Raw genomic sequence first — 11,124 nt, forward strand, 5'->3', positions numbered from 1 at the left:
TTGCAGCGACGGAACGCACGCAGCAAAGTGGTGAAATTCATGTAGGGGCTGGTATCGCGTCTCTCGAACCGGAAGACCCGACCAGCCAGTGACAGACCCCTTGGCCCTTTATACCCTGTTGGCGCTTCCGTTTCTGGCAGCGTTGCTGGTGGCCGTCGTCGGCGATCGGGGCCGGATATGGCATTCCGGCCCTGCGGCGCTTGCCAGCGCGGCGGGGTTGTTACTGCTCCTGTCGCTGGCGCCCGGTGTTTTGGCCGGCCGCGCCGCCGCCGTCTCGATGGCCTGGGTGCCGGCCATCGGCCTCGATTTCGCGCTGATGGTCGATCCGCTTGGCCTGATGTTTGCCGGACTGATCCTCGGTATCGGGCTGCTGGTGATCGTCTTCGGGCATTTCTATCTCGCCGAAGGCGAGGCGACGCTGCGGTTTTTTGCCAGCCTGATGCTGTTCCAGGGCGCCATGCTCGGCATTGTCGTGTCGGGCAATGTCTTGCTGCTGCTGGTGTTCTGGGAAATGACCAGCCTGTCGTCGTTCCTGCTCATCGGCTTCTGGCAAGACAAGGCCGAGGCGCGGCAGGGGGCGCGGATGGCGCTGGCGGTCACCGGCGGCGGCGGGCTGGCGCTGATCGGCGGGCTGTTGTTGCTGGGGGTCGCTGCCGGGTCTTTCGACCTGGCGACCATCCTGGCGCGCGGCGACCTGGTGCGGGCGTCGCCGCTCTACGCGCCGATGCTCGTCCTGGTGCTCATCGGCTGCTTTACCAAATCGGCGCAATTCCCGTTCCATTTCTGGCTGCCGCACGCGATGGCGGCGCCGACGCCGGTCAGTGCCTATCTCCATTCGGCGACGATGGTGAAGGCCGGCGTGTTCCTGCTGGCAAGGCTGTGGCCGGTGCTAGCCGGGACCGATCTCTACACGATCATCGTCACCAGCGTCGGGCTGGCGACGATGCTGTTCGGCGGCTGGGTGGCGCTGTTCCGCCATGACCTGAAGAGCATTCTCGCCTATTCGACGATCAGCCAGCTGGGCTTGCTCGTCATGCTTCTGGGCTTTTCGATCGAGGCCGCGGCCGCAGCGGCGGTGTTCCACATCCTCAACCATGCCGCGTTCAAGGCAGCGCTGTTCATGTCGGCGGGCATCGTCGATCACGAAACCGGCACGCGCGATCTGCGCAGGCTCGGCGGGCTGGCGAAGGTGATGCCGATTACCGCGACGATTGCCATGCTTGCGGCAGCAGCGATGGCCGGGCTGCCGCCGATGGGGGGCTTTATTTCGAAGGAAATGATGCTCGATGAAACGCTGGCGGTCGGGCTGTTCGGCGTGCCCTGGCTGGTGCCGGTGGTGGCGACCGTCGCGGCGGCGCTGTCGGCCGGCTATTCGCTGCGCTTCGCGGTGAAGCTGTTTCTCGGCCAGCCGCGCGAGCCGGGCCCGCATGCCCGGGCGCACGACCCCGGCGCCGGCATGTGGGCGTCGCCGGCCGTGCTCGTCGCGCTCGCGCTGCTGTTCGGGCTGGCGCCGATGCTGGTGGCAGGATCGCTGGTCGCTGCGGTGACGGGGGCCGTGATCGGCGGGCCGGCGCCGGCCGTCGCGCTCGCCCTGTGGCATGGCTTCAACTTGCCGCTGGCGATGAGCGCCGGCGCGGTCGCCGCGGGTGCGGTGCTGCTGTGGCAACACGGCGGGCTGTTGCGCTGGTACGAATCGCAGCCGCATATCGACGCGAAGCGGCTGTTCGACACCGGCCTGTCGGCAGTGGATGGCGCCGTGCGCCGCGCGGTCGTCGCCATTCATGCGCCGTCGCTGCAGCGCATGTTGTTCACTGTGTTCGCCATTGTCGTGCTGGCGGTGGTCGAAGGCGGCCTTGCCGGCGGCGGCCGGCTGACCGGGGCGCGGGCGGGCATTCCGGCATCTCCGGTGGCGATACTGGCCTGGGGCCTGCTGCTGGCGGCGACGGTGATGATGGTCCAGAACCAGCGGCAACGTTTCCTGTCGCTGATCTATGTCAGCGTCATCGGGTTGGTCGTCGCGCTGGCGTTCGTGCTGTTCTCCGCGCCCGACCTGGCATTGACCCAGATTGCCGTCGAGGTGGTGACGATCATCCTGTTGCTGCTGGCGCTCAACCTGCTGCCGAAGACGCCGCCGACCTTGTCGTCCGATGCCCGCCGCCGCCGCGATGCGGTGCTGGCGATCCTGGGCGGCATCGCGGTCGGCGGCCTCGCCTGGGCGATGATGACGCGCGATCCGGGGCCGCTGATCTCCGCCTATCATATCGCCAACAGCTACAAGGGCGGCGGCGGCACCAATGTCGTCAATGTGACGCTGGTCGATTTTCGCGCCTTCGACACGATGGGCGAAATCATCGTTCTGGGCATCGCCGGCCTTGCCATCTACGCCCTGCTCGATCCGACGGCGCGCGGTGCCGCGGGCGCACGGCTGCGCAATTGGCAGGCCGACATGCCGCATTCGCCCGAACGCCACCCGATGATGTTCGTCATGGCGAGCCGCATCCTGCTCCCGCTCGTTCTGGCGGCGGGGATCTATATCTTCCTGCGCGGCCATAACCAGCCCGGCGGCGGTTTCATCGCGGCGCTGGTCGTCGCCATCGGGCTGCTGGTGCAATATCTGGCGTCGGGGTTCGACTGGACCGATGGGCGCCGCCGGATCGGCGAACATTTCCTCATCGCCTTCGGCGTTCTGGTGGCGATGGCGACCGGGCTGGGGTCGCTGGTCTTCGGCGCCAACTTCCTGTCGAGCGCCTTCGGCTATTTCGACCTGCCGCTGGTCGGCGAGGTCGAACTGGCGACCGCCATGCTGTTCGACCTCGGGGTGTTCGCCGTGGTGTTCGGAGCCGTCATGCTGGCGCTGGCGCAGCTCAGCCATATCGCCCAGCGTGCCGCCCGCGCCGCCGAGGAGGACCGGCGGTGATCACGCTCGAATTCCTCATGGCCAGCGCCATCGCCGTGCTGACCGCCGGCGGCATCTATCTGGCGCTGCGCGGCCGCACCTTTCAGGTCGTCCTGGGCCTCACGCTGATCTCCTATGCCGTCAACCTGTTCCTGTTCGTGTCCGGCCGGCTGACGATCAACCGGCCGCCGATCTGGTCGAAGACGATTTCCGACTATGCCGATCCGCTGCCCCAGGCGCTGGTGCTGACGGCGATCGTCATCACCTTCGGCATGACCGCCTTTGCCGTGGTGCTGTCGCTGCGCAGCTTCCTTGAAACCGGCAGCGACCAGGTCGATGGCGATGAAGTCGCCTGCGCCACCGACTCCGACGCGACGCCGTCATGAGCCTGTCCGACCAGCTCATCATCGCGCCGGTGGTCATTCCGGCGCTGGCGGCGCCGCTGGCGCTGCTGGTCATGCGCCGCCGCCGCTGGCTCGGCGTCGGCATTTCCTTGATGTCGTGCCTGGGCCTGCTGGTAACGGCGCTGCTGCTGCTGAACCGGGCCGGCGACGGGGCGATCCGCAGCTATGCCGTCGGCGGCTGGCCGGCGCCGTTCGGCATCGTGCTGGTGCTCGACCGGCTGAGCGCCATGATGCTGGTGCTCGCCGCGGTGCTGGGCATGATCGCGCTGGTCCATGCCGTGCTCACGCGTGCCGATCGCGCCGGCTGGCATTTTCACCCGCTGTTCCAGTTCCAGCTGATGGGGTTGAACGGCGCCTTTCTTACCGGCGACCTGTTCAACCTGTTCGTGTTCTTCGAAGTGCTGCTGATCGCCTCCTATGGGTTGATGTTGCACGGCCAGGGGCGGGCGCGGCTGAAGGCGGGGGTGCAATATGTCATCGTCAACATTGTCGGATCGTCGCTGTTTCTCGTCGCGCTTGGGCTGCTCTATGCGCTGACCGGCACGCTCAACATGGCCGACATGGGGCTGCGGGTGGCAGCGCTCGGTCCGGATGACCAGGGGCTGTTGCGGATCGCGGCGCTGCTGCTGGTCAGCGTCTTTGCGCTGAAGGCGGCGCTGGTGCCGCTGCATTTGTGGCTGCCGCGGACCTATGCCGTCACCACGCCCGCGGTGGCGGCGCTGTTCGCGGTGATGACCAAGGTTGGCGTCTATGCCATGATCCGTGTCGTGCCCCAGATTTTCGGCGATGGCGCCGGTGCTGCGGCCTGGGTGCCGGCGCCCTGGCTGTTGCCCGCGGCGATGGCGACGGCGGTGATGGGGTTTGCCGGGGTGTTCACGGCGCGCAACCTCTCGGAACAGGCCGCCTTTGCAGTGATCGGGTCGACGGGCACGCTGATGATCGCGGTTGCCGGCTGGCAGGTCGAATCGCTGGCGGCGGCGCTCTACTATCTCGTCCATTCGACGCTGACCGGCATGGCGCTGTTCCTGGTGGCCGATATCGTCGCGCGCCGGCGCGCCGGCCAGGCCGACCAGGCCAGCCCCGGACCGGCCTTCGCGCAGCGCGCCGGCATCGGGCTGCTGTTCCTGCTGGCAGCGATCGCGGCGACCGGCCTGCCGCCGCTGTCGGGCTTTCTGGGCAAGCTGCTGGTGCTGCAATCGGTGGCGGGAACGCCCGGGTGGCAATGGGCCTGGGCGGTGATCCTGGGCACGACGCTGTTCGGCGTGATCGGCTTTGCCCGCAGCGGCAGCGCAGTCTTCTGGAAGACCAGCCCGGCGGTGGACAATGCCGTCCCGCCCCCGTCACGCACGGACGACATGGTGGGCGCCATTGCCGCGCTGTTGCTGCTCGCCGCCCTGTTTCTCTGCGCCGGGCCGATGACGGCGTTCACCCGGGCGGCGGCGGAACAGTTGCTCGACCCGGCGGCGACGGCCGCTGCCGTGCTGGGGGGGCGCTGACATGCGGCGCCTCATCCCGCACCCCGGCCTGTCGGTGTTGCTGGTCGTTTTCTGGCTGTTGATGGCGAACAGCCTGACCATCGGCGGGCTGGTCGTCGGCATCGTCATCGGCCTCGCCCTGCCGATCTTCACGGCGCCCTTCTGGCCGGGCCGGCCGCGCATCGATTTCGGCGCAGCGCTCGCCTATCTGGCGCTCGTCCTGCGCGACATCATCACGGCGAATTTCGAAATCGCGGCGATCATCCTGTTCCGCCGCAACCGCGACCTGCGGCCGGCGTGGCTGGTGATCCCGATGGACCTGGCGACGCCCGAAGCGATCACCGTGTTTGCCGGCACGATCAGCCTGACCCCCGGCACCGTGTCGTCCGACGTTTCGGCGTGCGGTCGCTATCTTCTTGTCCATGCCCTCGATGCGCCCGACCCGGCGGCGGAGATCGCCCGCATCAAGGCGCGTTATGAATCCCGGCTGCAAAAGGTATTCCCATGATCGGCCTTGCGGTGATGTTCGGTTTCGGCTGCCTGGCGCTGGCGCTGTTGCTCAATCTGTGGCGGCTGTTGCGCGGCCCGACGATCAGCGACCGGATCGCGGCGCTCGACACGATGGTGATCAATGCCATCGCGCTGATCGTGCTGTTCGGCATCTCCCAGGCCGACGACACCTATTTCGAAGCGGCATTGCTGCTCGCCATGGTCGGCTTCGTCGGCACCGTCGCCTATTGCAAGTTCGCGCTGCGCGGCGACATCGTCGAATGATGGCGTCGGTCAGCCTTGCCGAAATCATCGTCAGCGCGATGATCGTCCTCGGGTCGTCCTTTGCCCTCATCGGCAGCTGGGGGCTGGTGCGCCTGCCCAGCCTGATGGAACGCCTCCACGGCCCGACCAAGGCGACGACATTGGGTCTGGGCGGCATGCTGGTCGGATCGGTGCTGTTCTTTCAGCTGGCGCGCGGCACCTGGTCCTCGCACGAACTGCTGATCACCCTGTTCCTGTTCATCACCGCGCCGATCTCGGCGAACCTGATCGCCAAGGTCCATCTGCACCGGCTGCGGACCGAACCCGGCGGCGAGATCCGCAGCTCGGCGGGCCGGCCGCCGGCACCCCCGGGCGCCAGCGACTGGGCGACCTATGAGGAACCGCACCCCGGCGGCCCCTCCTATACGTCGGAGAATTGAGGCGCCGCGCGCCGCCGCTCAACCGGCGAAATAATGCTCATACGCCGGCAGCGTCAGGAACGGCGCCAGTTCGTCGGCCAGCACAAGGGTGCGGAAGACGTCGGCTGCTTCCAGATATTTGCCGGTCGCGAAGAAATTGTCGCCGACGGCGGCTTTCCACACGGCAAGCTGTTCGTCGGTGACGCGGTCGATCAGCGCCGCATCGACGGTTTCGCCGCCGTCGAGGACGACGTCCGACACGCGCCACTGCCACAATTGGGTGCGGCTGATCTCGGCCGTGGCGGCGTCTTCCATCAGATTGTGCAGCGGCACGGCGCCCTGGCCGCGCAGCCAGGCGGCGATATAGCCGATGCCGACATTGATGTTGTTGGTAAGGCCGGCGAGGGTCTTGGGGCCATCGGGCGGGGTGGTCAGGTCGGCGGCCGTGGCATGGCCTTCGGGGATGACCGACAGCTGGTTGGGGGTCGGCATCAGCCGGTCGAAGACTTCGCGGGCGATGCCGACGAGGCCGGGGTGGGCGACCCAGGTGCCGTCATGGCCCAGCGAGGCCTCGCGTTCCTTGTCGGCGCGGACGGCGGCGAAGGCGCGTTCATTGGCGGCTTCGTCGTCCTTGACCGGGATGAAGGCGCTCATCCCGCCCATCGCATGGGCACCGCGCTTGTGGCAGGTGCGCACGACGTGCGCTGCATATTTGGCCATGAACGGCACGGTCATGGTAACGGCGGCACGATCGGGCAGGACCTTGTCGGGGTCGGCCTGGAAGGTCTTGATATAGCTGAAGATATAGTCCCAGCGGCCGCAATTGAGCGCGGTGATATGGTCACGCAGCTCGTACAGGATCTCCTCGGCCATGAAGGCGCCGGGCAGGGTTTCGATCAGCACGGTGGCGCGGATGGTCCCGAGCGGCAGGTCGAGCATCGACTGGGCGGTGGTGAAAATGTTGTTCCACAGCCGCGCCTCCAGATAATGTTCCAGCTTGGGCAGGTAGAAATAGGGGCCGCTGCCCCGCGCCAGCAGCGCGCGGGCGTTGTGAAAGACATAGAGGCCGAAATCGAAGATGGCGCCGGACACGCGTTCCCCGTCCACCAGCATGTGCGCCTCATCGAGGTGCCAGCCACGCGGCCGCGCGATCAGCGTCGCCGTCTTGGGGTTGAGGGTGTAGCTTTTTCCCTTGTCTTCCAGCGAGATCGTGCCGGCGGCGGCGTCGCGCAGGTTGACCTGGCCCTGGACCATCACGTCCCAGGTCGGGGCGCTGGCATCCTCCAGGCAGGCCATGAAGCATTGCGCGCCGGAATTGAGGGCGTTGATGACCATCTTGCGGTCGCACGGCCCGGTGATTTCGACGCGGCGGTCGGTCAGATCGTGCGGCGCCGGGCGCACCTGCCAGAACGGGTCGTCGCGCACCGATGACATTTCGCCGGCAAAATCGATGCCATGGCCGGCGTTCCACCATGCCTGGTGCTGTTCGCGTGCGCCGAGCAGCGAGCGGCGGGTCGGTTCGTACATGTGGTGAAGCTGGGCGACAAAGGCCAGCGCGGCATCGGTGAGGATGGTTTCATACCCTGGCCGCAGCGCGCCAGTGATTTCGATGCCGGTGGCCATGAACAACCTTTCAATGCGTTTTCAAGGAATTTGCAGCGGATTCGGGCGCGATGCTGCATTGCAGCGGGCAAAATTGGAAGAAAATGATGCGTTTCCTATCGAAAGTCGCATTGACGTGCGCGTAACCCAGCGTCATTGGGCTGGCAAGCGGATCGCGCATAAAAGGGGAGGAGGTGGCGGAGGCAGCGACAAACGCGCCCCGCCACAGCCACATTTCCGCGAGCCCGGGTTTCGCACCGGCGGCCGGTCTTCCAAGGTTCGACGACGCTCCGTGTGCCAGCCTGTGCCGGCATGACCGGCCGGGGTCAGATATCCGAAAATCCGAACGGGGCGCTGGCGCGGCGGAAGTCGTCGGGCAGGACCGTGCGGCCGATGGGGGGTGCCGATCGTGCCATGCAGCGGGTGCGGTGGCACAGGTGGCAGGTCACGCCGATCGGGGTCGCGGTTTCGGGACCGGGGCTGGCGGGGTCCTGGGTATAGACAAGCCGGCCGGCATGTTCGGCGCTGCAGCCGAGCGCGATGGCGCGTTCGACCCGCGGCGAGCCCCAGGCGCCGCCGCCGGCCGTGACCGACCGGGCGATCGAGAAGAAGCGCTGGCCATCGGGCAGCTCGATCCATTGGGTGATGATCTCGCGCGGTCGCCGGAACGCCTGGTGCACCGCCCATAACGGGCAGGCGCCGCCATGGCGCGCGAACGGAAAGCCGGCGCCATCGAGGCGTTTGGAGACATTGCCCGCCGGGTCGATGCGGATGAAGAAGAACGGCACCTGGCTGTCGCCGGGCTTCTGCAGCGTCGTCAACCGGTGCGCCACCTGCTCGAAACTGGCGCCGAACTGGCGGCCCAGCGCCTCGACATCGTAACGGCGTTTTTCGGCGGCGCGGGCAAAGCCGGCATAGGGCATCATCACCGCCGCCGCGGCATAGCTGGCGAGCGCCTTCTGGGTCAGCCGTTCGCCGCTTTCGGAACGGAAACCGGCGGTTTTCAGCGGCGCATCGATTTCGGCGCGCAGTTCGAGCCAGGCAAGCTGCAGCGCCAGCTGGAAGGTCTGGCTGGCATTGTCGAGCGTGTCGTCGAGCAGCACCTCGTCGCGATGGCGGTCGAAGCGCCGGAGCGCGCCGCCCATCACGTCGCGCGGCAGTCGCCGTATTCGTAGCTTGTGGCGCGCCTTCAGATAGGCGGCAAGGCTGCCGGCTTCGGCGACCGTGGTCGCCAGCGCATCCGCGGCATCATCGATCGCCGGGAAATTGTTGCGCCGCGCCGCGAGGAAGCGCCGCGCCTCGGCCACCGGGTCGCTCGCCGACGCATCGCTCGCGTCCTGGCCTTCGGGACCCCGGGATTCGGCCCTGCTGTCGGCCAGCGCCAGATGCTCCTCCCGATAGGCGGTGTGAAGGCGCAGGAAGGCCTCGGTGATCCCGGGGAAGCCGGTGACGACGTCGCTTGTCTCCAGTGCCGGCACATCGATGTCGGCGAACATCGGGTCCTTCAGGACGCCATGCAGCCGCGCGATATTGTCGTCATGGCTGTCGGTCGCAAGTGCCGCCATGTCGAGCCGATAGGTGCGCGCCAACCGCAGCAACAGGTCGGCGGTCAACGGCCGCTGGTTGCGCTCCAGCAGCGCGACATAGCTGGGGGAAATATCGAGGTCGGTGGCCATGTTCGCCTGGGTCAGGCCGAGCTCGCGGCGCAGGCGCTTGAGGCGGGGGCCCATATAGACGGGATGGTCGTTCGACATGGCCTCGACTCGCGATCTTGTGGAGTTCTTACAACGTTACAAGATCGGCTTGTAAAGTCCTACATCCGGACTTCGCCGGGCCTTCCGAGCCGCGGGCGCGGGGCTTATGCGGCGCTGCAACATCATTGTAACAGGGCGAAATCGATGGCGTACCAGGAACACATCACCCAGATGCAGGCCCTTATCGGCAAGCAAGGCGGCAGCTGGGACGGTATCAGCGCCGAATCCGTGGCGCGGATGCGGTTGCAGAACCGCTTCCACACCGGGCTCGACATCGCGCGCTACACCGCCGGCATCATGCGCCGCGACATGGCCGCCTATGACGCCGACCCGGCGCAATACACCCAGTCGCTGGGCTGCTGGCACGGCTTCATCGGCCAGCAGAAGATGATCTCGATCAAGAAGCATTTCGGTTCGACCGACCGGCGCTATCTCTATCTGTCGGGCTGGATGGTGGCGGCGCTGCGCAGCGATTTCGGGCCGCTGCCCGACCAGTCGATGCACGAAAAGACCAGCGTTCCGGCATTGATCGAGGAACTTTACACCTTCCTGCGCCAGGCCGATGCCCGCGAACTCGGCATGATGTTCCGCGAGATCGACGCGGCGCGCGCCGCCGGCGACGTGCTGCGCGAAAAGCAGCTGTTGACCGCGGTCGACAACCACCAGACGCACGTCGTGCCGATCATTGCCGATATCGACGCAGGCTTCGGCAATGCCGAGGCGACATATCTGCTTGCCCGCAAGATGATCGAGGCCGGGGCCTGCGCGCTGCAGATCGAGAACCAGGTGTCGGACGAAAAGCAGTGCGGCCACCAGGACGGCAAGGTCACCGTTCCGCACGAGGACTTTCTCGCCAAGGTCCGCGCCTGCCGCTACGCCTTCCTCGAACTGGGCGTGGAGGATGGCATCATCGTTACCCGCACCGATTCGCTGGGGGCCGGCCTCACCAAGCAGATCGCCGTGTCGAAGGAACCCGGTGACATCGGCGACCAGTACAACAGCTTCCTCGATTGCGAGGAGATCGACCCGGCCACGGCCCGCAACGGCGACGTCATCCTCAACCGCGACGGCAAGCTGCTGCGGCCCAAGCGCCTGCCGAGCAATTTGTTCCAGTTCCGCGCCGGATCGGGCGAGGACCGCTGCGTGCTCGATTGCATCACCAGCCTGCAGAACGGCGCCGACCTGCTGTGGATCGAAACCGAAAAGCCGCATATCGAACAGATCGCCGGCATGGTCGACCGCATCCGCGACGTCATTCCCAACGCCAAGCTGGTCTACAACAATTCGCCGAGCTTCAACTGGACGCTCAATTTCCGCCAGCAGGTCTATGACGCCTGGGTCGCCGCCGGCAAGGATGTGTCGGCCTATGACCGCGCCCGGCTGATGAGCGTCGATTACGACGGCACCGAGCTTGGCGCCGAGGCGGATGAGCGGATCCGCACCTTCCAGCGCGATGCCGCGGCGCGCGCCGGCATCTTCCACCACCTCATCACCCTGCCGACCTATCACACGGCGGCGCTTTCGACCGACAATCTCGCCCGGGAATATTTCGGCGACGCCGGCATGCTGGGCTATGTCAAGAACGTCCAGCGCGCCGAGATCCGCCAGGGCATTGCGTGCGTGAAGCACCAGAACATGTCGGGATCGGACATCGGCGATGACCACAAGGAGTATTTCGCCGGGGAGGCGGCGTTGAAGGCTGGGGGCGCGCACAACACGATGAACCAGTTTGCAGCGTAGCGCCGCGAGCGCGTAGCAAGCTACGCGCCGACAGGCGCAAGCTCGGCCAGCGAGGCGGACAGCTTCGCTGGCCGATCTCGT

At 66.7% G+C, this 11,124-nt stretch carries 10 protein-coding genes; 7 read left to right on the forward strand and 3 right to left on the reverse strand.

Annotated features, from left to right (window positions below; all coding sequences use genetic code 11):
* Nucleotides 1-100: 100 nt before the first annotated feature.
* From GGQ62_RS10530 to GGQ62_RS10555, 6 genes are read left to right on the forward strand one after another with little or no spacing between them, the layout of a single operon-like run.
* Nucleotides 101-2,917 carry a monovalent cation/H+ antiporter subunit A gene (locus GGQ62_RS10530; protein ID WP_153401213.1) on the forward strand — a complete coding sequence of 939 codons (2,817 nt, stop codon included), beginning with the start codon at nt 101-103 and terminating at the stop codon, nt 2,915-2,917.
* Nucleotides 2,917-3,282, forward strand: coding sequence for a Na+/H+ antiporter subunit C (locus tag GGQ62_RS10535; protein WP_194163371.1), 366 nt, complete (start codon nt 2,917-2,919; stop codon nt 3,280-3,282). The genes GGQ62_RS10530 and GGQ62_RS10535 overlap by 1 nt, the downstream gene beginning before the upstream one ends.
* The gene (locus GGQ62_RS10540) at nt 3,279-4,796 is read left to right on the forward strand and encodes a monovalent cation/H+ antiporter subunit D (RefSeq protein ID WP_152577356.1); all 1,518 of its coding nucleotides are present in this window, start codon (nt 3,279-3,281) and stop codon (nt 4,794-4,796) included. The genes GGQ62_RS10535 and GGQ62_RS10540 overlap by 4 nt, the downstream gene beginning before the upstream one ends.
* Before the next feature lies 1 nt (nt 4,797).
* The gene (locus tag GGQ62_RS10545; protein WP_152577355.1) at nt 4,798-5,283 is read left to right on the forward strand and encodes a Na+/H+ antiporter subunit E; all 486 of its coding nucleotides are present in this window, start codon (nt 4,798-4,800) and stop codon (nt 5,281-5,283) included.
* Nucleotides 5,280-5,549: a K+/H+ antiporter subunit F gene (locus GGQ62_RS10550; RefSeq protein WP_152577354.1), complete on the forward strand. Its 270-nt coding sequence runs from the start codon at nt 5,280-5,282 to the stop codon at nt 5,547-5,549. The genes GGQ62_RS10545 and GGQ62_RS10550 overlap by 4 nt, the downstream gene beginning before the upstream one ends.
* A complete protein-coding gene (locus GGQ62_RS10555; RefSeq protein ID WP_243446080.1) occupies nt 5,546-5,968 on the forward strand; it encodes a Na+/H+ antiporter subunit G in 423 nt (140 codons plus the stop codon). Before GGQ62_RS10550 ends, GGQ62_RS10555 begins: the two co-directional genes overlap by 4 nt.
* 18 nt (nt 5,969-5,986) lie before the next feature.
* Here GGQ62_RS10555 and aceB read toward each other — a convergent pair whose 3' ends face one another.
* The 3 genes from aceB to GGQ62_RS10570 all read right to left on the reverse strand — a co-directional run bounded on the left by aceB (nt 5,987) and on the right by GGQ62_RS10570 (nt 9,303).
* Complete coding sequence (gene aceB / locus GGQ62_RS10560; RefSeq protein ID WP_152577353.1) at nt 5,987-7,570, reverse strand: malate synthase A; 1,584 nt, start codon at nt 7,568-7,570, stop codon at nt 5,987-5,989.
* Between the two features lie 10 nt (nt 7,571-7,580).
* On the reverse strand, nt 7,581-7,784 hold the full coding sequence (locus GGQ62_RS10565) for a hypothetical protein (protein ID WP_167649579.1): 204 nt from the start codon (nt 7,782-7,784) through the stop codon (nt 7,581-7,583).
* A 91-nt stretch (nt 7,785-7,875) separates the two neighbouring features.
* Nucleotides 7,876-9,303, reverse strand: a complete 1,428-nt coding sequence (locus GGQ62_RS10570; RefSeq protein ID WP_167649580.1) for a helix-turn-helix domain-containing protein — start codon at nt 9,301-9,303, stop codon at nt 7,876-7,878.
* A 144-nt stretch (nt 9,304-9,447) separates the two neighbouring features.
* Here GGQ62_RS10570 and GGQ62_RS10575 point away from each other — a divergent pair, with 144 nt between their 5' ends.
* Nucleotides 9,448-11,043 carry an isocitrate lyase gene (locus GGQ62_RS10575; RefSeq protein WP_152577351.1) on the forward strand — a complete coding sequence of 532 codons (1,596 nt, stop codon included), beginning with the start codon at nt 9,448-9,450 and terminating at the stop codon, nt 11,041-11,043.
* Nucleotides 11,044-11,124: the final 81 nt, after the last annotated feature.

This window comes from Polymorphobacter fuscus (assembly GCF_011927825.1).
In the GTDB taxonomy this organism is placed as follows: Bacteria; Pseudomonadota; Alphaproteobacteria; order Sphingomonadales; family Sphingomonadaceae; genus Sandarakinorhabdus; species Sandarakinorhabdus fusca.

Coding starts and splice junctions, on each gene's coding strand:
- GGQ62_RS10565 (WP_167649579.1), bottom strand. CDS start 7,784: ATGTGGCTGTGGCGGGGCGCGTTTGTCGCTGCCTCCGCCACCTCCTCC.
- GGQ62_RS10575 (WP_152577351.1), top strand. CDS start 9,448: ATGGCGTACCAGGAACACATCACCCAGATGCAGGCCCTTATCGGCAAG.
- aceB (WP_152577353.1), bottom strand. CDS start 7,570: ATGGCCACCGGCATCGAAATCACTGGCGCGCTGCGGCCAGGGTATGAA.
- GGQ62_RS10540 (WP_152577356.1), top strand. CDS start 3,279: ATGAGCCTGTCCGACCAGCTCATCATCGCGCCGGTGGTCATTCCGGCG.
- GGQ62_RS10570 (WP_167649580.1), bottom strand. CDS start 9,303: ATGTCGAACGACCATCCCGTCTATATGGGCCCCCGCCTCAAGCGCCTG.
- GGQ62_RS10550 (WP_152577354.1), top strand. CDS start 5,280: ATGATCGGCCTTGCGGTGATGTTCGGTTTCGGCTGCCTGGCGCTGGCG.
- GGQ62_RS10545 (WP_152577355.1), top strand. CDS start 4,798: ATGCGGCGCCTCATCCCGCACCCCGGCCTGTCGGTGTTGCTGGTCGTT.
- GGQ62_RS10555 (WP_243446080.1), top strand. CDS start 5,546: ATGATGGCGTCGGTCAGCCTTGCCGAAATCATCGTCAGCGCGATGATC.